Below are 24,925 nucleotides of genomic sequence, written 5' to 3' on the forward strand. Positions count from 1 at the left end.
GTGCGACCTCATGAAATCCCTGAACCTGCTTGCCGTAACGACTGCCGCGCTGGCCTCGGCCGTGGCTGTGCCCGCCATGGCCCAGGACACGGGCCTGGTGCCTACCATCGCCGCGGGGCATACCCTGCTGACCGTCAACGCGCAGGGTTCCTCCACCCGCTCGCCCGACATGGCCGGCTTCTCGGCCGGGGTGACCACGCAAGGCGCCACGGCCAGCGAGGCGCTCAATGGCAATTCCACGCGGATGAACCAGGTCATCGCCTCGCTGAAGCGCGCGGGCGTGGCGGACAAGGACATCCAGACCAGCAATCTCAGCGTCAATCCGGTCTACGCCCAGCCCAAGCGCCAACCCGACGGCAGCTATGTCGACGGCCCGCGCGAGATCGTCGGCTATGAGGCCAGCAACACCGTGGGCGTGCGCCAGCGCAAGCTCGACGACATGGGCAAAGTGATCGACGCGCTTGTCAAGGCCGGCGCCAACCAGGTCAACGGCCCCAATTTCTCGCTGTCGCAGCCCGATGCCGCGCAGAACGAGGCGCGCGTCGCGGCCATCAAGGAAGCCCGTGCCCGCGCCGAACTCTATGCCGGTGCTGCGGGCATGCATGTCACCCGCATCGTCTCGATCAGCGAGAGCGGCGGCTATTCGCCCGCCCCGGTGATGTACCGCGCAAAGGCGGCGATGGACTCGCTGGCCTCCGCGCCCCCCGTCGCGGCCGGAGAGCTGGAAACCAACGTCAACGTCACCGTACAGTTCGAGCTGGCGCCCTGATTCGCAGAGGCGCCTGCCCGGCTCAGTTGAGCATCATGTCCTGCGACTGGATGTTGTAGCCGGTCAGCGCCACCTGGCCTTCGTCACTCTTGCGGTAGACGAACTGTTCGACGCCCGACCCGCGTTCGAACTGCGTCTCGTACGTCAGGGTGACGAAGGTGCCGCCAGTGGTGGCATTGGCGTTCCAGCCCACCTGCTTGGTCCCCTTCACTTTGCCGAGCTTGCGCTGCACGGCTTCCAGCGCCTTGGCGAGCTGGTCGTGCTCCGGACCCTTGCGCAGCGCCGGATCGGTCTGACGCCAGATCGGCTGCAGGTTTCCGGCGTCCATCGCCTGGTGGAATTTCGCCACTTCGGCTTCGGCGTCCTTGAACGACTCCTTCACGCCGCAGCCCGCCAGCATTGCGGCGGCGACAAATGGCACTAGATAGCGGCCGACCCGTCTCGACATTTGGCGGTTCATCCTGTCCCCCTTGGTTCCGGGACGCAATCTAGGCCGGAAAAACGACATGCCAACTGCCGCGATCAAGATCTGCGGGATAAGCACGCCCGACGCACTCGACGCGGCGATCCGCGCGCGCGCCGCCCATGCCGGCTTCGTGTTCTTTCCCAGGAGTCCGCGCAACGTCACGCCGGCGCAGGCAGCGCTCCTGTCGGAGCGGGCAAAAGGGCGGATCGGGCGGGTGGGCCTGTTCGTCGATGCCGACGATGCAACGATCGGCGAAGCCGTCGCCAGCGCAAGGCTCGATGCCCTTCAGCTTCACGGCAGCGAGAGTCCCGCCCGCGCAGCGCAGCTTCGCGCGCAGTTCGGGATTGCGGTGTGGAAAGCGCTTTCGGTCGCCACGGCGGAAGATGCGGCCGGGGCCGCCACTTATGCCGGAGCCGTGGATCTCGTGCTGTTCGATGCCAAGACACCCAAGGGCAGCCTGCCCGGCGGCATGGGCCTGAGCTTCGACTGGAATCTCGTGGCGAACTGGAAAGGCCCCATCCCCTGGGGCCTGGCGGGCGGCCTGAACCCGGAAAACGTCGCAGAGGCCGTGCGGCTGACCGGCGCTCCGCTGGTGGACACCTCTTCGGGCGTCGAGAGCGCACCGGGCGTCAAGGACCTCGACCGGATCGCGGCTTTCGCGCGCGCCTTGCAGGCGTCCTGACCGCAACCTGCCGGATCGCGGCGCGGCCTGGCGCGGCGCGATCACGCGCGGAGGGGATGCAAAGAGAAAGGGCGGCCCCTCATAGACCGCCCTTCCCTGGCTTACGCTCCTTGCAGAGCGAATTCCCTGTGCCGGCTCCGGCCTGACGAACTCGGTAGCTGCGTCAGGCCGGAAATCCGATCAGAACTTTACGCCAACGCCAACCAGGCCGACGTCTGCGTCGGGGGTGTTGTCGCCAACCAGCAGGTGCTTGTATTCGACCTTGCCGTAGAAGCGGTCGTTGAGCGACTGCTCAAGACCACCGCCGACGGCAACGGCGCTGTTGCCGTACTTGGCGAACTTCGACTGCCAGGTCGAGTTGGCGTAGAGCTTGGTGGTCGGGGTGACCTTGAAGCCGGCGCGGCCGCCAACGCCCCACGAAACGCGGGTGTCGTCGGTCAGGATCTTGTCAGCCGAACCTTCGACGCCCACGAAGAACTTGTTGCCCAGGTCGTAGTCGTAGCCGACTGCGACGCCTGCAACTGCTTCGCTGTCGCTGCCGTCCCAGATGATGCCGGTGCGGGCTTCGACGCGCGCTTCGTTGGCGAGAGCGGGGGTGGCGGCGGCCACGGAAGCAACCGCAGCGAGCGAAACGAGTGCAATACGCATATTTTTAAACTCCAGAATGTCCCGGCCCTCACCGGGAGCCGCCCCGCTGCTCCCCCCAACCTTTCACCCAGATGAACGAAATAATTCATAATTACCCCGAAACGTCACGAAACTGCCACTTACAGACATTATCTTGCCATTGCAGGTGCGTCTGTTGCATGATTTGCAATTGAAAACGGGTTGGCGCACCCCAAGGAAGCAAGGCGCTGGACTTGCAGGTCGCGCTCTGCCAATCGCCCGTTTCATGACCGCACCGACGCCCGTGAACAGTTTCCGCTCCCTGCCCGACGAAACCGGCCACTTCGGCCAGTTCGGCGGTCGCTACGTTGCCGAAACGCTGATGCCGCTGATCCTCGATCTCGAGAAGGAATACCGCAAGGCACAGCAGGATCCGGCGTTCTGGGCCGAATTCGATGCGCTGATGAAGGACTTCGTCGGCCGCCCCAGCCCGCTCTACTATGCCCCGCGCATGACCGAGCATTTCCGCGGCCTCGCGCCGGCCGGAAAGGGCCCGAAGATCTACTTCAAGCGCGAAGAGCTGAACCACACCGGCGCGCACAAGATCAACAATTGCATCGGCCAGATCCTGCTGGCCATCCGCATGGGCAAGAAGAAGATCATCGCCGAGACCGGCGCCGGCCAGCACGGAGTCGCCACGGCCACCGTCGCCGCGCGCTTCGGTCTGCCCTGCAAGATCTTCATGGGCGCCAAGGATATCGAGCGCCAGAAGCCCAACGTGTTCCGCATGAAGCTGCTGGGCGCCGAAGTCGTCTCCTGCGAAAGCGGATCGCAGTCCCTCAAGGACTCGATGAACGACGCGCTGCGCTACTGGGTCGCGAACGTCCACGACACCTTCTACATCATCGGCACCGCCGCCGGCCCGCACCCCTATCCTGAGCTGGTGCGCGATTTCCAGTCGATCATCGGCAAGGAAGCGCGCGAGCAGATGCTGGAAAAGGAAGGCCGCCTGCCCGACATGCTGGTGGCGGCCGTGGGCGGCGGATCGAACGCGATCGGCCTGTTCCACCCCTTCCTTGACGATCCCGAAGTCGCGATGACCGGCATCGAAGCCGCGGGCCACGGCATCGAGACCGACAAGCACGCCGCCTCGCTTACCGGCGGCAAGCCCGGCATCCTGCACGGCAACAAGACCTACCTGCTCCAGGACGAGGACGGCCAGATCACCGAGGCCCACTCGATCTCGGCCGGTCTCGACTATCCGGGCCTCGGGCCGGAGCATTCCTGGCTGCATGAGAGCGGCCGCGTGAACTACGTGCCGATCACGGATACGCAGGCGCTGGAAGCATTCCAGCTCTGCTGCGAACTGGAAGGCATCATCCCGGCGCTCGAAAGCGCGCACGCCCTTGCCGCGCTGCCGCAGCTGACCGCCGAGATGGACGCGGACAAGCTGCTCGTCGTCAACGTCTCCGGCCGCGGTGACAAGGACATCTTCACCGTCGCCGAAGCGCTGGGCGTGGAGCTTTAAGCTAATGACTCGCTTCGAAACCGCATTCGCCAAGGGCCCGGCGCTCGTCTGCTTCATCACCGGGGGTGACGGCGACACCGCCGCCAATCTCGACGCGCTTGTCGAAGGCGGCGCCGACGTGATCGAACTCGGCATGCCCTTCACCGATCCCATGGCCGACGGCCCGGCGATCCAGGAAGCGAACATCCGCAGCCTCGATGCCGGCACCAGGACCGCCGACGTGTTCCGCATCGCCAGCGAATTCCGTGCGCGCCACAGCCAGGTGCCGCTGGTGCTGATGGGCTACGCCAACCCGATGATCGCGCGCGGCGCGGACTGGTTCGCCGACGAATGCGCGAAAGCCGGTGTGGACGGCGTGATCTGCGTGGACATCCCGCCTGAGGAAGACGCCGAACTCGGCCCTGCCCTGCGCGACAAGAGCGTCTCGCTCATCCGCCTCGCCACGCCCACCACCGATGCGGCACGGCTTCCTGCCGTGCTCGAAGGCTCCTCGGGCTTCCTCTACTACGTCTCGGTCGCAGGCGTCACCGGCATGCAGCAGGCGGCACAAGGCTCGATCGAGGATGCCGTGGCCAAGCTCAAGGCCGCCAGCACCATCCCCGTGGCCGTCGGTTTCGGCGTGCGCACCCCCGAACAGGCGAGCGCCATTGCCAGAGTGGCGGACGGCGTCGTCGTCGGCTCTGCACTGGTCGACCTGGTCAAGCAGCACGGCACCGACGCTCCTGCCCATCTGCGCGCCCTGACGGCCTCGCTGGCCGAAGCGGTCCACACCGCGCGCTGACCCTTCTGTTTTTCGTCATTGCCAATTGCATGACGACAACGCAATTCCAGCATCGCGGCGGCCTCTTGCAGGTCGCCGCGATGTGCTTTTCCGGACGGGTGCCATGAAAGACTTCGCCGTTTCCGAAGACCCCCGCGTCCAGGCCCAGCTCAACCGGCTGGAGGCGCTGTCGCTGCCGCAGGGGCGCTTCGGGCTGGAGACCATCCTGACCCTGCTCGACCGGGTCGGTAACCCGCAAAAGCGCCTGCCGCCGACCTTTCATGTGGCCGGCACGAACGGCAAAGGTTCGACCTGCACTTACCTTCGCTTCATGCTGGAAGCGCAGGGCCTGAAGGTCCACTCGGCCACCAAACCGCACCTCGTGCGCTACAATGAGCGTATCCGCCTTGGCGGCAAGCTGATTTCCGACGGGATGCTGGCCGACCTGCTCGCCGAAGTTCTCGATGCGGGCGAGGATCTCCAGCCCAGCTTCTTCGAAGTGACGACGGCCGCGATCTTCCTCGCTTTCGCGCGGGAACCTGCGGATGCCTGCGTGGTCGAGGTCGGCCTCGGCGGGCGGCTCGATGCCACCAATGTGCTGGAACACCCGGCCGCCTGCGGTATCGTGACGCTGGGCATCGACCACGAGGCGTTCCTGCTCCGCCCGGAGCCCGGCGCGCCCGAGGACCCGCTCGCCCGCATCGCCTTCGAAAAGGCCGGCATCGTCCGCAGCCCTGCCCCCGTCGCCACCCTGGCCTATCCCGAAAGCGCAGCCCTGGAGATCGAGCGCGCCGCCATGACCGCCGGCGCCCCGCTGCACATGCGCGGGCGCGACTGGGACGCGGGCGTGGGCGACGTGATCGAATATTCGGACCGGCACGGCGAACTCACCCTGCCGCTGCCGAGCCTGCCCGGCCTGCACCAGGCGGAGAACGCCGCGCTGGCCGTCGCCATGCTGCGCCATCAGGACCGCGTGACCGTCGCGCCAGAGGCCATGGCGGAGGGGATTCGCGCCGCACACTGGCCCGCGCGCCTGCAACGGCTCTCCCAAGGTCCGCTGACCCGTCATGCCGGAGGGCGCGCCGTCTGGCTGGACGGTGGCCACAACCCCGACGCCGGGCGCGCCATCGCCCGTCATTTCGCTGGGCAGCGGCTGCATCTCGTGATCGGCATGCTGGCCAACAAGGACCCGCGCGCGCTCACCCAGCCGCTGGCCGAAAGCATCGCCAGCATTCGCGCGGTGCCGGTGCCCGGCCACGACTGCCACGGTGCCGCGAGCTTCGGCCCGGGCGCGCTCGGCGCCGAAAGCGTGGCCGATGCGCTTGCCGCGCTGCCGGACGATGGCCTGCCGGTATTGATCGCCGGATCGCTCTATCTGTCCGGCGTGGTGCTCAAGGCCAACGACGAAGTGCCGGACTAGGCATCAGGCCAGGCGCGCGCGCCGCGCCTGCCGGGCCACGCGCCACCATTCCAGCAGGCACAGGACGATGGCGATCGTGCCGATCCAGGTGACGAGCACGAACATCCGGTAATAGCCCTGCTGCTGGATGAGCTGTCCCAGCGCGCCGCGCCCCAGCGTTCCCACCAGCAAGGTCAGCGACGAGAGCAGCGCATATTGCACCGCGCTGTAGCCCTTGGAGACGATGGACGAGAGCCAGGCGATATAGGCCGCGCCGGCAATGCCCGTCGCCAGGTTCTCCGTGCCGATCGTGACCATCAGCGTGCCCAGGCGCGGCTCTCCGCCAAGCTGCTCGACCAGCCAGGTCACGCCCAGCATGTCGCTCACCATGGCCATGCGCGCGCCGCCGAGGGCGAGGTCCGCATAGAGCAGGTTGGTGACCGCAGCGAGGATCGCGCCGAGCGTCAGCGTGGCCATGCGGCCGATCACCGTCAGCAGCGTACCCCCGAGCGCGAGGCCGAGAACGATGGCGCCCACGCCGAAGAACTTGGAGGCGATGGCCACTTCGTCCTTCGTGTACTTCAGTTCGCCCAGGTAGAAGGGATAAGCGAAAGTGCCCCAGATCGAATCGCAGATGCGATACGTCAGCACCAGCGCCAGGGCGAGCACCAGGCCCCAGCCCATGCGCCCCACCAGTTCGGTCAGCGGCAGGATCAGGGCGCGGTAGAGGTGGTCCGCCACGCGCGAACCGGTCCCGTCGTGCGGCACGGCCTGCGTCAGGAGATGACGTCCGCTGCGCTGCAGATAGACCAGCACCGCCGCGATGGAGGCAGGCAGGATGATGGTGGCGATGACGATGAGCGGGCCGGTGGTCGACACGAAATCGACGGCATCGGGCCGCGCACCCGGATCGCTGCCCAGCGAGCGGACCATGAAGATTCCCACGGTAACCAGCGCCCAGCCCCACAGCAGGCCCACCAGCGCCAGCGCAATCGTGCGCACGCGCGGACTCAGCTGCCCCGCCTCGCGCAGTTCCAGCAGTTCGTCCCGGTCTTCGGCGCTCGGCGCGACAGCATCCGCATCGGGCGCGAAGAGGCAGACCACACCCGCAGCCACGAGAATCAGCCCCATGACCAGGAACACCGAAGTCCAGCCGATCCGCTCGGCCAGGATCAGGGCCAATGCCCCGCCGACGAGCGCGGCGATGCGATAGCCCATCTGGAATACCGTGGAGAGCATGTCGATGGTCGCCACGTCGTCCGCCACGTCGACGCGCCAGGCGTCGATGGCGATGTCCTGCGTGGCCGAGGCGAAGGCGCCGATGCCCGCCAACAGCGAAAACAGGCCCAGCGCCGCGACCGGATCGAGCTGTGACAGCGTCACCAGAATGATGCCGAGAAGGACCTGCGCCGTCACGATCCACTGCTTGCGGCGGCCAAGGCGGCGAAGGCCGGGCAGGTCGATGCGGTCGAGCGCGGGCGACCAGAGGAACTTGAACGCGTAAGCCAGCCCGATCAGCGAAAATACGCCCATCGTCTCCAGATCGACATGGGCATCGGACAGCCAGGCATAAAGCGTGCCGAGCAGGAGCGAGTACGGCAGACCGGCCGCAAACCCGAAGACCGCCATGAACCCGGTCTTCCGATTGCCCAAAGCGCGAATCACCGTCCCCAAGCCGGGCTTCGGGGCAGCAGAGGCTTCAGACATCCAGTATTCTCCGTTGGCAAACTCCGGGGACGGGCCCTGCGCGACCGTAACGCGTGGTTTCCCGAAGGGAAGGCTGGATGAAGCGGCGATCAACAGGTATGGGCGGGCGAATGTCCAAACCTCCTTTCAAATCCGGCGGCCCGAAGCGTGGCGGCTCTTCCCGCGATGGCGGCTCCTCGCGTGGCCCCTCGCGCACCACTTCAGGCACCTCGGGCCGGCGCGGCGCCGACCGGACGGCACGCGACGGCGCGACCCGGAGCGATGCGGGACGGGAAGAAGGCGGCCGGGGACGCGCATTTCGCGATGGCCCCGCACGGGATGCGCGTGATACGCGCAGCGCCCGGGAATCGCGATCGACGCGCGACGAACGCCCGGCCCGCGGCGGCCGCTCAGGCCGCTCCGGTCGTGACGAAAAGCTCTTCGGCCGTAACGAACGCCCCGTGCGCGATGAACGTCGTTCGCGCGATGATCGTCCGGCCCGCGCCGAACGCCCTGCTCGCACCGACCGTCCCGTACGCGGAGACCGTCCCTTCCGCGAGGATCGGCCTTTCCGCGAGGATCGGCCGTCGCGCGATGGCGCCCCGGCACGCGGCGAGCGCTCTGCCCGCACCACCGCTCCGGCGCGTGACGCTGCGCCGCGCCGCGGCCCCGGCGCTCGTTTCGGCGAGCAGGATTCGCGCGGCAGCGCTTATGCGCCGCGCGGTCCCCGTCCGTCGGATTCCGGCCGCTTCGACAGTGAACGCCCGCGTCGGAAGCCCCCCCGCTCGGCGCCCCAGGCAGCAGCGCCCACGCCCAAGTCCGCCGGGTTGCCCGTGCGCGAGGGCGAGCGCATCGCCAAGCTGCTGGCCCGTGCCGGCATCGCCAGCCGCCGCGAAGCCGAACGCCTTATCATCGAAGGCCGCGTGAAGCTGGGTGAAGACGTGATCGAGACCCCCTCGACCGTGCTCGCCAACCTCAAGGGCGTCACCGTGGACGGCAACCCGGTCCGCGAGGCCCAGGAAACCCGCCTCTTCGCCTTCCACAAGCCGGCCGGCCTGCTCACCGCCGAGCGTGATCCCGCCGGCCGGCCGACGATCTACACCGCCTTGCGCAATGCCCTGCCCGAAGGCAGCGGCAGGGTGATGCCGATAGGCCGTCTCGATCTCAGTACCGAGGGGCTGCTGCTGCTGACCAATGACGGCGAGTTCAAGCGCGAGCTGGAACTGCCCGCCACCGGCGTGCCGCGCACTTATCGCGCCCGTACTTTCGGCGACATCAGCCAGGGCCAGCTCGAAGACCTGATCGAAGGCATCGAGATCGAAGGCGTGGTCTACGGAAAGATCGACGCCAACATGGAGCGCCGCACCGGGCGCAACCAGTGGATCGAGATGACTTTGACGGAAGGTAAGAACCGCGAAGTCCGCCGTGTTCTCGAACACCTCGGCCTGCAGGTCAGCCGCCTGATTCGCACGTCTTACGGACCTTTCCGCCTGCTAGACCTGCCCAAGGGCATGGCGTTCGAGGTTAGCCAGCGCGATCTCGAAAACTTCCGCAAGACCCTGCCGAGCATCAAGTCGTGAAGGGGCCCGCGGCCAGGGGCACAGCCGTGAAGACGGGCCTGCGCATCGTCGCGGGCGAATGGCGCGGCCGCAAGCTGGCAGCGCCCGAAGGCGATACCACCCGGCCGACGGCCGACCGCACGCGAGAGACGCTGTTCTCGATGCTGGCCAGCCGGCTCGGTACTTTCGAGGGCCTGAAGGTCGCGGATCTCTTTGCGGGATCGGGTGCGCTGGGCCTTGAGGCCCTGTCGCGCGGCGCGGCCCATTGCCTCTTCGTCGACCAGGACCCGGCAGCGGTTCGCGCGATTCGCGCCAATATCGCCAATCTTCAGGCCCAGGGCCGGAGCGACGTGCGCGCCGGGTCGGTCATGGCGCTCGGCCCCGCCAAGGGAACACTCGACCTCGTGCTGCTCGACCCGCCTTACGAGACGGGCGCCGGCGCAGTCGCGATCGACAAGCTCGCGCGGCTCGGCTGGATCGGCGAACAGACCTGGGTCAGCCTGGAGACCGCCAAGACGGAAGCCGTTTCCATCAAGGGCTTCGAACTCGAAAGCTCGCGCGATGTCGGCAAGGCCCGCCTGCATCTGCTGCGGCCCGTCGGCTAGAAGGCAGTACCGTCCCGGACAAGGTTCGGGACGGTCTCGCCCGGCTTACTTGCCGCCGCGATTGCGACAGCCATCCTTCACGGTCTTGCTGCAGACCGGATAATCCTTGTTCATCGCGGTCGCAGGCGGCGGCGTCATCGCACCCTTGTAGGGGCCGCCCTGATAGGTCTGGTCGGCCGGCATGGCCGGGCGCACCGTCTGGTCGGCATATTGCGGATCGGGAACGCCGGTCGTCGGCATGCCATCACCCGGAGGGTTCGCCTGTGCCGGGGGCGTTGTCGGTGTCTTGCCGGCCATCTGCTGCGATATCGAGTTCCAAGCGATCGCCTGCTGCTCCGGGGTCATCTTGTAGATTTGCCCGCGCTGGTCCGGGGTGAGCGCCCAGTAGCCCTTCTGCTGCGGCGCCGTGAGGCTCCAGTAATAGGCTTGATACTCCGGCGTCCACGAGTCGTAATCCGCGCGCTGGGCGGCCGGCCAGGCGTCGTACATGGACTTTTGGTCCGGTGTCATGGTCGAGGAGGTGATGGGCTTGGCCCCGGCCATGCCCGAGGGCATGCTCGAATCGGAAGGGGTTGCGGGCGGCGGCGGGGCTTCCGGCACAGGGGGCATCTCGCCGGCAGTGTCCGTCGTGGTATTCCCAGCGGTGTCTTGGGCCTGGACGGCGCCGGACATGCTCAGGATGGCCAGGGCTGCCGCGCCCGAAAGGAGATATTTGTGCATGACTCACTCTCCATCTGCTCGTGTTTCTGGTTATTCTTTCCGTGACTAGGCGACTCCCGGCGCCGGGGGATTGTTCCGGGGCTGCGACGAACCGGCCTTGCGCCACGACATCCCGTTCCCTAGATGTTCACGGGTGAACGATCTGCAATCCTCCCTGCCCGAAGCCTCCTCGGACCCCCTGCTGGAAGGGCTCAACCCGCCGCAGCGAGAGGCCGTGCTGACCACCGAAGGCGCGGTGCTGATGCTGGCCGGAGCCGGCACGGGCAAGACGGCGGCGCTCACCCGCCGCCTGGCGCATCTGGTGCGCAGCCGCCTCGCCTGGCCGAGCGAGATTCTCTGCGTCACGTTCACCAACAAGGCCGCCCGCGAAATGCGCGAGCGCGTGGGGCACCTGATCGGCCCGGCCGTGGAAGGCATGCCCTGGCTGGGCACGTTCCACGCCATCGCCGCCAAGATGCTGCGCCGCCATGCCGAACTGGTAGGGCTGCAACCCAACTACACGATCATCGATACCGACGATCAGTTGCGCCTGCTCAAGCAGCTCATCCAGGCCGAAGGGCTGGACGAAAAGCGCTGGCCCGCCCGCCAGCTTGCAGGTTGCATCGATCGCTGGAAGAATCGCGGCCTCAACCCGGCCGACCTCGATGCAGGCGAGAACGAGGCCTATGCCAATGGCCGCGGGCAGAAGTTCTACCAGCTCTATCAGGACCGCCTGAAGGCCGTGAACGCCTGCGATTTCGGCGACCTCCTGCTGCACATGCTCAACATTCTGCGCACTCACCGCGAGGTGCTGGAACAGTACCAGCAGCGGTTCAAATACGTGATGGTGGATGAGTATCAAGACACCAACCAGGTCCAGTACCTGTGGCTCCGGCTCATCGCGCAGGAGCGCAAGAACATCTGCGTGGTGGGAGACGACGACCAGTCGATCTATTCCTGGCGCGGCGCCGAAGTGGCGAATATCCTCAAGTTCGAAAAGGATTTTCCGGGCGCCAAGGTGATCCGGCTGGAGCAGAACTATCGCTCCACCCCGCAGATCCTCGCCGCCGCTTCGGGCCTGATCGGCGAGAATACCCAGCGCCTCGGCAAGACGCTGTGGACCGAGCGCCATCCCGGCGACAATGTCCGCGTGATCGGCGTCTGGGATGCCCCCGAGGAAGCGCGCCGCGTGGGCGACGAGATCGAGCGGCTGGAGCGCGAAGGCGCCCCGCTCGACCAGGTGGCCATCCTCGTGCGCGCACAGTACCAGACCCGCGAATTCGAAGACCGGTTCATCTCGATCGGCATGAAGTATCGCATCGTCGGCGGCTTCCGCTTCTACGAACGCGCCGAGATCCGCGATGCCCTCGCCTATCTGCGCGTGATCGCGCAGCCGGCGGACGACCTTGCCTTCGAGCGCATCTACAATGCCCCCAAGCGCGGCCTGGGCGCCAAGGCGCTGGAGGCGCTGCACACACTCGCTCGCCGCCGGAACATCCCGCTTGCCATGGCCGCGATCGAGATCGCCGACAGCGACGAATTGCCGGCCCGCCCGCGCAACACGTTCCTGTCGCTGATGCGCGACTTCGCGCGGTGGCGGGACCTTTCCGGCACCGAGAACCCAGCCGATCTCATGCGCACCGTCTTGGATGAGAGCGGCTATACGGACGCGCTTCAGGCCGAGAAGACGCCCGAAGCCAGCGGGCGCCTCGAAAACCTCGTCGAACTGGCGCGGGCCATGGAGGAATACGAGACGCTCGGCGATTTCCTCGAGCACGTCAGCCTCGTGATGGACAACGACGCTGCCTCCGACGAGGAAAAGGTCACGATCATGACCATGCATGCGGCCAAGGGACTCGAGTTCGAGCATGTGTTCCTGCCCGGTTGGGAGGAAGGCGTGTTCCCCTCGCAGCGGGCGATGGACGAAGGCGGATTGGCCAGCCTGGAGGAAGAGCGCCGGCTCGCCTACGTCGCGATCACCCGCGCGCGGCGCAAGTGCACGATCCTGCACGCGGCCAATCGGCGGATCTACGGCCAGTGGACCAGTTCGATCCCCTCGCGCTTCATTGCCGAACTTCCGGACGATCACGTCGAGAGCGAAACCACGCTGACCGGCGGCGCTTCGCTCTGGCGGGCGCAATGGTCCGAAATGGCGGATCCCTTTGCCGAAGTGGCCCGCGCCCAGCCCGCCCGCACGGTGACGCGCGGCCCGGGGTGGCAGCGCGCCGCAGCCCGGGAATTCGATACCACGCCGCGCAAGATCGCCGAATCAACGCGCAGTGCGGCCAGCTTCGCCGCCAAACCGCGCACCGACATAGAAATCGGCAGCCGCGTGTTCCATGAGAAGTTCGGCTACGGCGCGGTGATCTCCCAGGAAGGCAACAAGCTGGAGATCGAATTCGAACAGGCCGGGCTCAAGCGCGTGCTCGACAGTTTCGTCAAACCGGCAGGCTGACGCGGGCCAGCCTGCCAGCTTGATGCAATTTCAGAGGCCGGTCTTTACCGGCGCCGCGCGGATCTGCTCGATCCACGGATCGCGCTCGAAGCGCGCCGTGCCGTCGGCTGCAAAGTCGAGAAGATCCCCGCCCTCCCCGGCGCGCGGCGACCACTTCGGCAAGGAGGCGCCGTTGGGATCGCCGGTCCGCGCGAAATTCACGAGATAGGCGCTGACGATCCGGCCCATCGCCTTGTCGCGCGCACTGGTCCGGTCTCCATATTTCACCGCCTGGGTATCGAGGAAGAACGGGATGTCGGTAGCGTGGCCGGCACCCTTGCCGCCGCCCTCCAGCGAGGACGCAACGTAGGAGAAGCGGTACTCGTAGACCGGAACGCCCGCCTTGGCGACAAGGCCGGAGATCTGCCGCGCGCCGGCTATCATGCCGCCACTGACGCCGCCGATGTCGTCGCTGGTCGCGCCGATCATCATCGGAACGCGGTGGAAGCGGTTGGTTTCATAAGCCTTGCGCTGGTCCACCGCTATGCGGCCATCGGAGAAGGGACTGGCGAAGGTACGCAAGCCCCCGGCCGGCGTGAACAGCGCCGCGAGATTGAGGCCGTCGATCACTTGCTCGGCCGTCAATCCGCGCAATTTCGCCAGAGCCTCCGGGTCGCCCGGAGCGATGCCCTTGGACTGCCCGAAGCGGCCACCGATCTCTTCGGTCGCGGCAAGATCCGGATTGGCCAGGCTCGTGCCGTTCCCGCCCGACATCACGACCGCTTTGTGAAACAGGCCATCGGCCTCGGGCGAGGTCACGAGATTGTTCACCGACATGCCGCCGGCGCTCTCGCCGATGATGGTGACATTGGCCGGATCGCCCCCGAAAGCCGCGATGTTGCGCTGAACCCAGCGCAGCGCGGCCAGTTGGTCCATGTAGCCGTAGTTGCCCACCATGCCGCCGTCCTCCGCCGCCCGAGTAAGCGCCGGATGCGCGAAAGTCCCGAAGCGACCGATGCGGTAGTTGAAGCTGAAGAACAGGACGCCCTGCCGCGCCAGTGCCGCGCCGGAATAGGTCGGCGGCGAAGCGCCCCCGTTCACGAAGCCGCCGCCGTAGATCCACACGACCACCGGCAGCTTGCCCTTGGCTGCGGCAGGACGCCAGACATTGGCGTAAAGGCAATCCTCGGCAGGCGGCGTGCCGAGCGGCGCCGCATCTCCGTCGAAGGGCTTCTGCATGCAGTCATGGCCATAAGTCGTGGCCTCGCGGGTTCCCTGCCAGGCGGCGGTGGGTTGCGGCGCGCGCCAGCGCAAGGGACCGACCGGCGGCGCGGCGAAAGGAATGCCCTTCCAGCTGGCCACGCCGTTCTCAACGCGGCCAGCCAGCTTGCCGCCCTCGACGAACGCTTCCGGCCGGGGACCGACCTGCGCACCGCAGGAAGCCGCAAACACGCCTACGAACGCCAGCATGTACCTGTATTTCATCGGATCCCCGCAGCAGACAGCCTCTTCGAAAGCAGTCTGGCATGCGGCCGTGCAGCCACGCAAGCGAGATCGCCCGCGCTCAGGCGCAACGCAAAAACGCCCCGCTTCCTCCGAAGAAAAAGCGGGGCGTCTTGGAATTATCTGGAAAAACACCCCTTAGGGCATTTTTCCGACCGTGCGCTCAGGCGAGCGCCGAAACGTGGAGGAATTCCGGGATCGGGCCGTTCCAGCCGTCGTCAGCCGGCTCCTGATCGCGGCGGCGCGACCGGTTACCATCCGAACGGCGCTCGCGGCGCTGCTCTTCCCCGCGGCTTTCGCGGCGCGGCGCACGCTCTTCGCGGGCCGGGCGCTCTACGCGAACCGGCGCGCGCTCTTCACTAGCGACTCGCTCTTCGCGCACCGGGCGCTCCTCACGGACCGGGCGCTCTTCGCGGGCCGAAGACCGCTCACGCTTTTCACGGCGGGGCTTCTCTTCACGGGCCGGAGCCTCAGGGGCCTCCTCGGCCGCCATCTGATAGACCGGGATCTTCCCGCCAGTGAGCTTTTCGACATTGTCGATCGCCTCGGCATCTTCCGGGGTCACGAACGTGAAAGCACGGCCCGATGCGCCGCCACGGCCCGTGCGGCCGATGCGGTGCACATAGTCGTCCGGGTGCCAGGGCGTATCGAAGTTGAAGACGTGGCTTACGCCCTTCACGTCCAGGCCGCGGGCAGCAACGTCGGACGCGACGAGGATATTGACCGCACCATCCTTGAACCGCTGCAGCTCTGCCAGACGGGCGGGCTGGTCCATGTCGCCATGGATCTCGCCGGCCGCGAAACCGTGCTGTTTCAGGCTCTTGGCCAGTTCGCGAACGGTAGTCTTGCGGTTGGCGAAGACGATCGCGGTGGAGACGTTGTCAGTGCGAAGCAGGTCGCGCAGCACTTCGCGCTTCTTGCGCGACTGCACCGCCACCTTGTGCTGGACGATATTGGTGTTCGCCGTCGCCGGGCGGGCGACTTCGATATATTTCGGGCTCGACAGGAAGCGATCCGCAAGCTTCTTGATCACGGGCGGCATGGTCGCCGAGAACAGCAGCGTCTGCCGGTTGGTCGGCAGCTTGGAGCAGATCGTCTCGATGTCGGGGATGAAGCCCATGTCGAGCATGCGGTCGGCTTCGTCGATGACCAGCAGTTCGCAGCCCGTAAGCAGGATCTTGCCCCGCTCGAACAGGTCCATCAGGCGGCCCGGCGTGGCGATCAGCACGTCGACACCGTCCTGAAGCGCCTTGATCTGGTCGCCCATCTGTACGCCGCCGATCAGCAGCGCCATCTTCAGATCGTGGTTCTTGCCGTACTTCTCGAAGTTTTCGGCGACCTGCGCAGCGAGTTCGCGCGTCGGCTCGAGAATCAGCGAACGCGGCATCAGCGCGCGGCGTCGGCCATGCGCGAGAATGTCGATCATCGGCAGCACGAAGCTGGCCGTCTTGCCGGTCCCGGTCTGGGCGATGCCGATGAGGTCCTTCATCATCAGGACCGGCGGGATGGCTTGCGCCTGAATGGGAGTCGGCTCGCTATAGCCAGCGGTTTCAACCGCTTGCAGCAGTTCGTCAGACAGGCCGAGATCGGCAAAGTTCATAGACAGACAGGTCTCATAGGCAGGAGTCTTGCGAGAATGCAGGGTACTTCGATTATGTCGCGGCGCGGCAGCGAGACCCGAATCATATGATTCACGCGCATGCCAATCGTACACCTGCGCGCCGCCTAGGCGGGAAATACCGCAGAAGTCAAGGAAATCCACGCCCTGCCCGCTTCAGGCTGCAAGATTCGCCTTCGCAAAAGCCGCGCGAAACGCATCTGCCGCCCCGCGCGTGTACCGTGACAGCCTATCGCGCCACCACAAGCTGACGGATGCGCGACAGCTTGCAGGTCGTGCCGCTGCGCGAAAGCAACTCGTCGCGATCGATGCAAAGCTGGCCGTCGGACGTGCGGGAAAGCAGGAAACCGGAGTAAAATGCGCCTGCCCGGCACCCGCGCTCCAGGTCCGCGCCGACCACGCGGCGATCGCGCATGAACAGCAGCAGGCGGCTCTGACCATCGGGCTGGACCCCGGCAATCCCGGACATCGGCAGGCACTTGCCGATCTTGCGTTCCGAATAACGCGGCCGATCGTCCTCGCGCCCCGGCATGCCCATGAGCATCTCCGGCGGAGCGGGCATCTGCGCGCGCGGGCTGATTCGGATGGTCATGCGCTGCTCGATTCGCACCTGCCAGGCATTGTCCGGCTCGACATGCTCGAAAGCCTCGGCGGCGAAGCGCCAGGCGCTGGGCGAATCGGGCAGTTCTTCCGGCCAGACGTAGCCCTGCTCAGCCGGCGCGGCCGTGGCAGCGGGCGTTTCCGGACGATCTTCGTGCTTCGCGCGCCCACCTCCGCCCAGGCCGACTGCGGGAAGCAGCAGCGCAAACGGATAGAGCAGGACGGAAGCGAGATTCATGAAAAGGAACGGTCCCCGGGCGCGCTTTAACCGTCGCCATAGCGCAGGAGCTTGAACCAGCGCTTAACTTGGCGCAACGCCAACCGCCTTCCTATCCCGCGAAGAGTGCTGCCTATCTTGCGAAGAGTGCTGGTGAAACCTGTTCGCGCCTGTGCCATATCGCCCCCATGACCCATACCGACAGCTTTCTCGCCGAAGCCGCCGACCTGCTCGGTCCGCGTGGATTCACCACCGATGCGGAACTCGTCACGCCCTGGCTGACCGACTGGCGCGGCCGTTACACCGGCGCGGCCGTGGCGCTCGCCTCGCCGGCCGATGCCGAGGAAGTCTCCGCGCTTCTACGGCTCTGCTCGAAGCACGGCGTGCCGATCGTACCGCAGGGCGGCAACAGCGGCATGTCCGGTGGCGCGACCCCGGACGCCAGCGGTTCGGCGCTGCTCCTGTCGCTGCGCCGGATGAACGCGATTCGCGCACTCGATGCCGAGGCCCGGCAAGTGACCTGCGAGGCGGGGGTCGTTCTCCAGACGCTTCACGAAGCCGCCGAAGCGCAGGACTTGCGCTTCCCCCTCTCGCTCGGCGGCAAGGGCTCCGCCACGGTCGGCGGCCTGATCTCGACCAATGCCGGCGGCACCCAGGTGCTGCGCCATGGTTCGATGCGGGCCTTGGTGCTGGGGTTGGAAGCCGTCATGGCCGATGGCCGGATCTTCTCGATGCTGACGCCGCTCAAGAAGGACAACCGCGGTTTCGATCTCAAGCAATTGCTGATCGGGTCCGAAGGCACGATGGGCGTGGTCACCGCCGCGACGCTCGCCCTGCTCCCGGCCGTCGCCGAACGCGTGGTCATCTGGGCAGGTGTTCCCTCGCTGGGCGCAGCGCGCAAGCTGCTGCTCCACTGCGAGGCGGCGGCCGGAGAGGCGCTCGAAGGCTTCGAAGTGCTCCCGCAGGCCTGCCTCGAAGCCGTCCTCGACCACTTGCCCGATGCGCGCGCGCCGCTTGCAGACGCGCATGCCTGGCACGTCCTGATCGAAGTGGTGACGGACCGCTCGGCAGCCGCGACCCTGCGGGACCGCTGCGAGGCGATGATGGCCGATGCCTTCGAGGCCGAACTGGTGGAGGACGCCGCCATGTCCGCCAGCGAAGCCCAGGCCGAGGCCATGTGGCTCCTGCGCGAATCGATCTCGCCCGCCGAGCGGGCCCGCGGTCCGGCGGTCCAGCATGACATTTCGGTGCCGGTCGAGAAGATGCCCGACTTCGTGGAAACGACCATCCCGATGATCGAGGCAAAATGGCCCGGCACCGAAGCCATCGCTTTTGGACATCTCGGAGACGGCAATGTGCATTACCACGTCATCGCCCCCAGCGTGACCGACGGCCCGGCCTGGCAGGCCGGCGAGGGCAAGGCGATCAGCCGGTATGTCCACGACCTCGTCACCGAATGGGGCGGCTCGATCTCGGCCGAGCACGGGATCGGCCAGCTCAAGCGCGACGAACTGGCGCGCCTCGGCGATCCGGTGGCCCTGTCCATCCTGCGCGCGGTGAAGCAAGCACTCGACCCGCAAGGGCTGCTCAATCCCGGCAAGCTGATCTGACAGGATAATATCGCCGAACACGCCGCCGAAGGCCGACTCGCGCAATATCCCCGTTCCGGCGGGGCCGGCGCTTGCGCCCGCCCCGCGCAGCCCCTAAAGCGACGCCTTCAAAATTTCCCTGTCTTGCGGAGAGTATCGCAATGGCCACCGCGCCGCAGAATCCTGCCCTGCCCCTGTTCTACAAGGACCTCGTGCCGCTCAATTCGCAGCAGCACACCACCTGGAAGACCCGCTCGACCGACAAGGCGACCTGGCTCGTCGGCGTGAATTCGATCCCGCTGACCGTCGAGGAATTCCCGCAGGCGCAGCGCAACTTCCCGATCATCTTCACGGCAGGCGAAAATCCGGTCCCGCTGGTGCTGATGGGCATGAACGAAGGCGTGAACGTCTACGTCGACGAAGACGGCACCGTGAACACCCCGGTCTACATCCCGGCCTACGCGCGCCGCTATCCCTTCATGCTGGCACGCCTGCGTCCCGACGCCGAGGAACTGTCGCTCTGCATCGATCCGACCAGCGACCTGGTGGGTGAAGGCGACGAGGGCGAAGCCCTGTTCAACGGCACCGAGCCGACCGAAGCCACCACCAACATGCTCAAGTTCTGCGAGAACTTCGAGATCGCCGGCACCAAGACCGCCAACTTCATGGCGGAATTGGCCAAGCACAACCTGCTGATGGACGGCGAGCTGAACATCGACATCGGCACCGGCCAGCCCTTCACGTATCGCGGCTTCCAGATGGTCGACGAGAACAAGCTGCGCGAAATGCGCGGTGACGTTCTGCGCCAGTGGAACCAGAACGGCATGCTGCCGCTGATCTACGCCCACCTCTTCTCGCTCGACCTCGTACGCGAGATCTTCGGCCGCCAGGTTTCGCAGGGCAAGGGCCCGCAGATCCTGCCGAGCGCCTGAGAACCGGCGGCTAAACCCGCTCGGAGCGGAGGTTTATGACAAATTTGTCACACCTCCGCTCCATTATGCGACGCTATCCAAACGCGCTCTTGCAAAACATATGTTGCGTACCCCATTCTAGGGGTTGAATGTGCGATCAGGCTTGCTATGTTAGGCTTACCTGATCGGCGCTACCCTCATGGCCCGGTCAGGCTGGTGCACATCGTGCACCTCCTCCCTGAACCTTGGCCACCTCGCGCATTGCGCGAGGTGGTTTTTTATGGGCTCAAGCGGTTCTGACGACCGCATCGCCTGCGGGCATTTTCCAGATCCCAGATCTTACGCGGTTTCGAGCGGCGACCGGGCTATTCGGCCGCCTGCGCCATACCCCTGCCCGAATCCTGCGCCAGCTCGCAGACGGTCGCAGCCAGTTGGCGTACCAGCCCTGACAGCAGTTCTATCATCGCCTCCATGCCCGGACCCGGCTCTAGCAGACGCGAATCGAGGTAGCAGCTACGGTCGATCTCCAGCTGCATGGCATGGATCGCCTCGGCAGGCCGCCCATGTCGCTCCAGCACATATCCGCCCGCGTAGGGACGATTGTGCGACGCCTCCCACCCATGATGCGCAAAGTGCGAGAAACAGGCTCCCACGAGGCTACCGTGGCAACTGGCACCAAACTTGTCCCCCACCACGAAACGCACCGGCTCGGAGCCAAGCCGCGCCGCCAGCGGGGGCATGGAATGGAGGTCGAGCAGCAACGCCGCCCCCCAGCGCTCACGCAGACCGCTCAGGGCGCTCGCCAGGGCCGCATGGTAAGGTTCATGCACCCCGTCGATCCGAGCCCTGAGATCGCTCTCCTCGAGCCGGCCGCGCCAGATTTCTCCGACACCGGGAAGGCGGCGGGGTATCAGCCCCAGTCCGCTTCGCACCCGCCGACTCGGCAATCCGCGATGCCCGGCAGGGCGCGACGCGCGCGAAAACATGTCCCAGTCGACATCGTCGGGCGCGCGGTTGAGATCGATCATCGCGCGCGGCGCCTGGGCGAACAGCAGCGAAGCTCCCGTCGCCCGCGCCACGCCCTTGGCGATGCGATCGACAAGGCGATCCTCTAGCCTGATCGAGACGGTTTCCGGCTGCCGCATGTCCTTGAGAAGCGACGAAGGATAGGCCCGCCCCGCATGAGGCGCCGCGATCAGGACGGGAATGGCCGAAGGTTCGGGCGCCGAGAGGACGAAAGCGGGAATGCCGGGAGCGCCGGGAATGCGGCCTCCGGCACCTTGTTGCGAATCATTCGCGCCCAATGGATCGATCATGCCCACTACGCTGGCCCTTTCCAGTCCCGCTGTCAAAGCGTCCCGATCCCGATCACTTCGTAATCCTAGCGAGAATTTTAACCAGACAGGGGTTATGGCTTGGAGCATAAGAGCGTGCGACGCGCCACCCGACGAATCTGGCCGTGGTTTGGCCCCGAATCTGGATATGAAAACGCGATGATCCGCATCCTGCTTGCCGAAGACGACCAGGCCATGCGCACTTATCTTGCCCGCGCGCTGGAAAACGCCGGCTATGATGTGCTGGCCGTCGATCGCGGCACCGAGGCCCTGCCTTATTTGGAAAGAGAACACTTCGACCTTCTGCTTTCGGACATCGTCATGCCCGAAATGGACGGAATCGAACTGGCGCAGCGCTGCGCCGAAGTTTCTCCAATGACCAAGGTGATGTTCATCACCGGCTTCGCCGCCGTGTCCTTGCGCGCCAGCCGTGAGGCGCCGCACGCCAAGGTCCTGTCCAAGCCTTTCCATCTGCGTGATATCGTTATGGAAGTTCAGCGCGTATTCGGCCTATCGGAGCACGCGCGGCTCTGATCGAAACTATCCACAGGGCTATCGACAGGCCCAAAGAAGTTTTTTGAAAAAACCGGTTGCCAACCCTCGGGACCACCGTTAGAGGGCCACTCCACCGAGCGGCACACAATGCCGCAACGGACCGACCGAATGGTGTGGGCGTATAGCTCAGTGGTAGAGCACTATGTTGACATCGTAGGGGTCGCAAGTTCAATCCTTGCTACGCCCACCATTCGGACAGTCGGCCAGAACTAGGGCCGACCTTCCCCAAATCTCTACAATTTGACGGAACGCGGATCGCCGCGGCAGCGGCCATTCCGCTTCGCCCCCGGACGATCGCCAGCGCGTAATGCGCGGCGCGCAACTCCGCCCCCGCGCAAAGCGGGTGCCCTGCCCGACAGCGCCTTGCCAGCCGTGCCCCGCCTGCCTAAGAGACCCCCAATTTCTCACCTCCAGGGGAGTTTTCCGGAATGGCAAAAATCAAGGTCAAGAATCCCATCGTCGAGATGGACGGCGATGAAATGACGCGGATCATTTGGGAATGGATCCGTGAACGACTGATCCTCCCCTACCTCGACGTCGACCTCAAGTACTACGACCTCTCGGTCGAAAAGCGCGACGAGACCGACGACCAGATCACCGTCGACGCCGCGAACGCCACCAAGGAACATGGCGTTGCCGTGAAGTGCGCGACCATCACCCCCGATGAAGCCCGCGTCACCGAATTCAGCCTCAAGAAGATGTGGAAGTCGCCCAACGGCACGATCCGCAACATCCTGGGCGGCGTCGTCTTCCGCGAACCGATCGTGATCTCGAACGTGCCCCGCCTGGTTCCGGGCTGGACCGACCCGATCGTCGTCGGCCGTCACGCTTTCGGCGACCAGTACAAGGCCACCGACACCCTGATCCCGGGCGCCGGCAAGCTGCGCCTCGTGTGGGACGGCGAAAACGGCGAGAAGATCGACCTCGACGTGTTCGATTTCCCGGCTCCGGGCGTCGCCATGGCGATGTACAACCTCGACGAATCGATCCGCGACTTCGCACGCGCCTCGTTCAACTACGGCCTCAACCTGGGCTGGCCGGTCTACCTCTCGACCAAGAACACGATCCTCAAGGCCTATGACGGCCGCTTCAAGGACCTGTTCCAGGAAGTCTTCGACAACGAAGGCTTTGCCGCCAAGTTCAAGGACGCCGGCATCACCTACGAGCACCGCCTGATCGACGACATGGTCGCCTCGGCGCTCAAGTGGTCGGGCAAGTTCGTCTGGGCCTGCAAGAACTACGACGGCGACGTCCAGTCGGACACCGTTGCACAGGGCTTCGGCTCGCTCGGCCTGATGACGTCGGTCCTCCTCTCGCCCGACGGCAAGACCGTGGAAGCGGAAGCCGCTCACGGCACCGTGACCCGTCACTACCGCCAGCACCAGCAGGGCAAGGCCACCTCGACCAACCCGATCGCCTCGATCTTCGCCTGGACGCGCGGCATCGCCTATCGCGGCAAGTTCGACGAGACCCCGGAAGTCGTGAAGTTCGCCGAGACGCTGGAGCAGGTCTGCATCGAAACCGTCGAAAGCGGCAAGATGACCAAGGACCTCGCGCTGCTGATCGGTCCGGACCAGAACTGGATGACCACCGAGCAGTTCTTCGAGGCCATCGTGCAGAACCTCGAAACCAAGATGGCTGCCTGGGCCTGAGCCTTTCGCATCCAAGCCCCGGGTCTTAGGACCTGGGGTACAAAAAACCCTCCGCCTTCGCAGGTGGAGGGTTTTTTCTTGTCCCGGGCAGGCGGCACCCTGCCTCTGGAGCGCGCCTTATTCGAAGGGTTCTTCGCCTTCGAGCTTGGTGCGATGCATCATGCGGCCGCAAGTGGGGTCATAGGCCTCGGCCCGGTGCATGGTGCCGGTGTTGTCCCACATGACGAGATCGCCCACTTCCCACTCGTGGCTATAAGTGAACTCCGGCCCCGTCGCCCATTCGCGCAGGCCATGGATGATCATCGCGCTCTCCAGCGCGGACTTGCCTACCACTTGCGCCGAAGTGCAGCCGATCACCAGGCTCTTGCGGCCGGACTTGTGCTTCCAGACGAGCGGCAGTTCCTGCTCACCGATCTGCGCATAGCCCTGCAACTTGGCGAGGCTGGGCTCGGGCTCGTAATAGAAGAGGCTGGCCCAGGGGCCGTGGATCATACGATACTGCTCGTATTCGGCCTGCTTGTCCGCCGGCAGTTCCTCGAAAGCGGCGTAAGTGTTCGCGAAGCCGGTGTTGCCCGTGCCGCGGGGGCTGGGCACGCGGCAGGACAGCAGCGAGGCCAGGATGGGCACATCGTTGCGGGTGCCGTCGATGTGCCAATAGAGCGAGCCCTTGAGGTACTCGGCGCTCATCGGGTTTTCCTTGGCGTCGAGCGTGATCTTGGAAATCACCTCCTCGCCGCCCTTCCGCTCGGGCGCGAACGTGCCGAGCGTCTTGGTGAAGGCGACCTGTTCCTCGTCCGTGAAATTCACTTGCGGGAACACGAGCACGCCGCGCGCTTCCAGCAGCTCACGGATTTCGGTGGCGACGGTTCCGGCGAGCAGGTCTTCCCTGCTGTTGAGCACGCGGCTGCCGATCTTCGGCTTGATCTCTTCGGCCTTCAGCCTGGTCTGGGTCTCGACCGACATCCTGGAATTCTCCCGTCATATTGGGCCCGCTGAATCAGCGGCTCACGAGAGTTCCAATATCACGGCCTGAACGCCTGTTCAAATCAGCGCGAGCGCGTAGCGGCGATGGATCGCCCTTGCGAAAGTCAGCCCGCGCCCTGCAGGCGGTCGAGCCAGGATTCGACGATGCGGCGCGCCTGTTCGTGGCCCATCTCGGCGCCCAGCCCTTCCTCCATCACGATGCAACGGCCGATTCCGGCAAGGATCACGGTGAGCCCGGCCGGGTCGAAGCCCTCAACGGCCTTCAGCCGATCGCCCAGCAGGCGCTCCAGGATCTCGACCTGGCGGCGGCGCATGGCGATGCTGTGCTCGGCCATCTTTTCGCGCACGGCCGGGCGATGGTTGGCCAGGGCCATGAATTCGACGGACATGGCCGTGCGGCTGGTATCCACGAAGAACCCCCAGAGCGCCCGAACGGGATCGGCGGAGGCCAGAGCCTCCTCGATCATCTGGTCGCTGTCCGCCGCGCCCTGGCGGCACACTTCCAGAAGCAGGTCGTCCGTGGTGGGGAAATAATAGTGCACCAGCGACGGCTTGAGCCCTGCGCGTGCAGCCACGCGGCGCGTGCTGGCGGCGGCATAGCCTTCGTCCCGGATCAATTCCACGGTCGCCGTGACGATGCGCGCTCGCGTCGCGGATGTCTCGGCCCCTATCCTGCGCGCTGCGCCTGCCATCGGATTTCCTTTGCTTGTCGGGCCTGCCTAGGGGCTGGCCGGAGCAATATCAACCGAACGGCTTCGGCTTGCATTTT

22 protein-coding genes and 1 tRNA gene are annotated in these 24,925 nt (G+C 65.9%); 13 read left to right on the forward strand and 10 right to left on the reverse strand.

Features of this window, described 5'->3' with window-relative positions; genetic code table 11:
* Nucleotides 1-10 precede the first annotated feature (10 nt).
* Nucleotides 11-769, forward strand: coding sequence for an SIMPL domain-containing protein (locus ACZ1J6_RS14240; protein WP_465128151.1), 759 nt, complete (start codon nt 11-13; stop codon nt 767-769).
* 22 nt (nt 770-791) lie between these two features.
* On the opposite strand, the gene ACZ1J6_RS14245 is transcribed toward ACZ1J6_RS14240, so the two are convergent.
* Nucleotides 792-1,229: a DUF4019 domain-containing protein gene (locus tag ACZ1J6_RS14245; protein ID WP_132263696.1), complete on the reverse strand. Its 438-nt coding sequence runs from the start codon at nt 1,227-1,229 to the stop codon at nt 792-794.
* 46 nt (nt 1,230-1,275) lie between these two features.
* On the opposite strand from ACZ1J6_RS14245, the gene ACZ1J6_RS14250 reads away from it, so the two are divergent.
* Nucleotides 1,276-1,917: a phosphoribosylanthranilate isomerase gene (locus ACZ1J6_RS14250; protein ID WP_465128152.1), complete on the forward strand. Its 642-nt coding sequence runs from the start codon at nt 1,276-1,278 to the stop codon at nt 1,915-1,917.
* A 180-nt stretch (nt 1,918-2,097) separates the two neighbouring features.
* Here ACZ1J6_RS14250 and ACZ1J6_RS14255 read toward each other — a convergent pair whose 3' ends face one another.
* Nucleotides 2,098-2,565, reverse strand: coding sequence for an outer membrane protein (locus ACZ1J6_RS14255; RefSeq protein ID WP_132263700.1), 468 nt, complete (start codon nt 2,563-2,565; stop codon nt 2,098-2,100).
* A gap of 244 nt (nt 2,566-2,809) precedes the next feature.
* On the opposite strand from ACZ1J6_RS14255, the gene trpB reads away from it, so the two are divergent.
* From trpB to ACZ1J6_RS14270, 3 genes are all read left to right on the forward strand, one after another.
* Nucleotides 2,810-4,051 carry a tryptophan synthase subunit beta gene (trpB, locus tag ACZ1J6_RS14260; RefSeq protein ID WP_465128153.1) on the forward strand — a complete coding sequence of 414 codons (1,242 nt, stop codon included), beginning with the start codon at nt 2,810-2,812 and terminating at the stop codon, nt 4,049-4,051.
* Nucleotides 4,052-4,055: 4 nt separating this feature from the next.
* On the forward strand, nt 4,056-4,832 hold the full coding sequence (gene trpA, locus ACZ1J6_RS14265; protein WP_465128154.1) for a tryptophan synthase subunit alpha: 777 nt from the start codon (nt 4,056-4,058) through the stop codon (nt 4,830-4,832).
* A 103-nt stretch (nt 4,833-4,935) separates the two neighbouring features.
* Nucleotides 4,936-6,231, forward strand: coding sequence for a bifunctional folylpolyglutamate synthase/dihydrofolate synthase (locus tag ACZ1J6_RS14270; protein ID WP_132263705.1), 1,296 nt, complete (start codon nt 4,936-4,938; stop codon nt 6,229-6,231).
* A 3-nt stretch (nt 6,232-6,234) separates the two neighbouring features.
* On the opposite strand, the gene ACZ1J6_RS14275 is transcribed toward ACZ1J6_RS14270, so the two are convergent.
* Nucleotides 6,235-7,917 carry an AmpG family muropeptide MFS transporter gene (locus ACZ1J6_RS14275; RefSeq protein ID WP_132263707.1) on the reverse strand — a complete coding sequence of 561 codons (1,683 nt, stop codon included), beginning with the start codon at nt 7,915-7,917 and terminating at the stop codon, nt 6,235-6,237.
* A 110-nt stretch (nt 7,918-8,027) separates the two neighbouring features.
* On the opposite strand from ACZ1J6_RS14275, the gene ACZ1J6_RS14280 reads away from it, so the two are divergent.
* Together ACZ1J6_RS14280 and rsmD are read left to right on the forward strand one after the other, a co-directional pair.
* Nucleotides 8,028-9,476 carry a pseudouridine synthase gene (locus tag ACZ1J6_RS14280; protein ID WP_465128155.1) on the forward strand — a complete coding sequence of 483 codons (1,449 nt, stop codon included), beginning with the start codon at nt 8,028-8,030 and terminating at the stop codon, nt 9,474-9,476.
* 38 nt (nt 9,477-9,514) lie between these two features.
* Entirely contained in the window at nt 9,515-10,060 is a 546-nt protein-coding gene (rsmD, locus tag ACZ1J6_RS14285) for a 16S rRNA (guanine(966)-N(2))-methyltransferase RsmD (RefSeq protein ID WP_132264204.1), read from the forward strand.
* A 45-nt stretch (nt 10,061-10,105) separates the two neighbouring features.
* On the opposite strand, the gene ACZ1J6_RS14290 is transcribed toward rsmD, so the two are convergent.
* On the reverse strand, nt 10,106-10,780 hold the full coding sequence (locus ACZ1J6_RS14290; RefSeq protein ID WP_465128156.1) for a hypothetical protein: 675 nt from the start codon (nt 10,778-10,780) through the stop codon (nt 10,106-10,108).
* Nucleotides 10,781-10,913: 133 nt separating this feature from the next.
* Between ACZ1J6_RS14290 and ACZ1J6_RS14295 the strand changes: the two genes are divergently transcribed.
* Nucleotides 10,914-13,214 (forward strand): ATP-dependent helicase, encoded by a 2,301-nt coding sequence (locus ACZ1J6_RS14295; RefSeq protein WP_465128157.1) that lies wholly within the window; start codon nt 10,914-10,916, stop codon nt 13,212-13,214.
* 30 nt (nt 13,215-13,244) lie between these two features.
* Here ACZ1J6_RS14295 and ACZ1J6_RS14300 read toward each other — a convergent pair whose 3' ends face one another.
* The 3 genes from ACZ1J6_RS14300 to ACZ1J6_RS14310 form a co-directional block, all read right to left on the reverse strand.
* Complete coding sequence (locus tag ACZ1J6_RS14300; RefSeq protein WP_465128158.1) at nt 13,245-14,663, reverse strand: carboxylesterase/lipase family protein; 1,419 nt, start codon at nt 14,661-14,663, stop codon at nt 13,245-13,247.
* A gap of 196 nt (nt 14,664-14,859) precedes the next feature.
* On the reverse strand, nt 14,860-16,296 hold the full coding sequence (locus ACZ1J6_RS14305; RefSeq protein WP_465128247.1) for a DEAD/DEAH box helicase: 1,437 nt from the start codon (nt 16,294-16,296) through the stop codon (nt 14,860-14,862).
* A 247-nt stretch (nt 16,297-16,543) separates the two neighbouring features.
* Nucleotides 16,544-17,152 (reverse strand): hypothetical protein, encoded by a 609-nt coding sequence (locus tag ACZ1J6_RS14310; RefSeq protein WP_465128159.1) that lies wholly within the window; start codon nt 17,150-17,152, stop codon nt 16,544-16,546.
* A 167-nt stretch (nt 17,153-17,319) separates the two neighbouring features.
* Here ACZ1J6_RS14310 and ACZ1J6_RS14315 point away from each other — a divergent pair, with 167 nt between their 5' ends.
* Nucleotides 17,320-18,741: an FAD-binding oxidoreductase gene (locus tag ACZ1J6_RS14315; RefSeq protein ID WP_465128160.1), complete on the forward strand. Its 1,422-nt coding sequence runs from the start codon at nt 17,320-17,322 to the stop codon at nt 18,739-18,741.
* 140 nt (nt 18,742-18,881) lie between these two features.
* A complete protein-coding gene (locus ACZ1J6_RS14320; protein WP_132263719.1) occupies nt 18,882-19,652 on the forward strand; it encodes a SapC family protein in 771 nt (256 codons plus the stop codon).
* A 344-nt stretch (nt 19,653-19,996) separates the two neighbouring features.
* On the opposite strand, the gene ACZ1J6_RS14325 is transcribed toward ACZ1J6_RS14320, so the two are convergent.
* On the reverse strand, nt 19,997-20,947 hold the full coding sequence (locus tag ACZ1J6_RS14325) for an N-formylglutamate amidohydrolase (RefSeq protein ID WP_465128161.1): 951 nt from the start codon (nt 20,945-20,947) through the stop codon (nt 19,997-19,999).
* Nucleotides 20,948-21,124: 177 nt separating this feature from the next.
* Here ACZ1J6_RS14325 and cpdR point away from each other — a divergent pair, with 177 nt between their 5' ends.
* From cpdR to ACZ1J6_RS14340, 3 genes are all read left to right on the forward strand, one after another.
* Nucleotides 21,125-21,499, forward strand: coding sequence for a cell cycle two-component system response regulator CpdR (gene cpdR / locus ACZ1J6_RS14330; RefSeq protein WP_134095451.1), 375 nt, complete (start codon nt 21,125-21,127; stop codon nt 21,497-21,499).
* 136 nt (nt 21,500-21,635) lie between these two features.
* Nucleotides 21,636-21,710 (forward strand) — tRNA-Val (locus tag ACZ1J6_RS14335).
* 238 nt (nt 21,711-21,948) lie between these two features.
* Nucleotides 21,949-23,172: an NADP-dependent isocitrate dehydrogenase gene (locus ACZ1J6_RS14340; protein ID WP_132263724.1), complete on the forward strand. Its 1,224-nt coding sequence runs from the start codon at nt 21,949-21,951 to the stop codon at nt 23,170-23,172.
* 117 nt (nt 23,173-23,289) lie between these two features.
* Here ACZ1J6_RS14340 and ACZ1J6_RS14345 read toward each other — a convergent pair whose 3' ends face one another.
* Nucleotides 23,290-24,135 carry a TauD/TfdA dioxygenase family protein gene (locus tag ACZ1J6_RS14345; RefSeq protein ID WP_134095360.1) on the reverse strand — a complete coding sequence of 282 codons (846 nt, stop codon included), beginning with the start codon at nt 24,133-24,135 and terminating at the stop codon, nt 23,290-23,292.
* A 125-nt stretch (nt 24,136-24,260) separates the two neighbouring features.
* Nucleotides 24,261-24,848 carry a TetR/AcrR family transcriptional regulator gene (locus ACZ1J6_RS14350; RefSeq protein WP_134095359.1) on the reverse strand — a complete coding sequence of 196 codons (588 nt, stop codon included), beginning with the start codon at nt 24,846-24,848 and terminating at the stop codon, nt 24,261-24,263.
* Nucleotides 24,849-24,925: the final 77 nt, after the last annotated feature.

The sequence above is a fragment of the Novosphingobium sp. BL-S-21 genome (genome assembly GCF_055521655.1).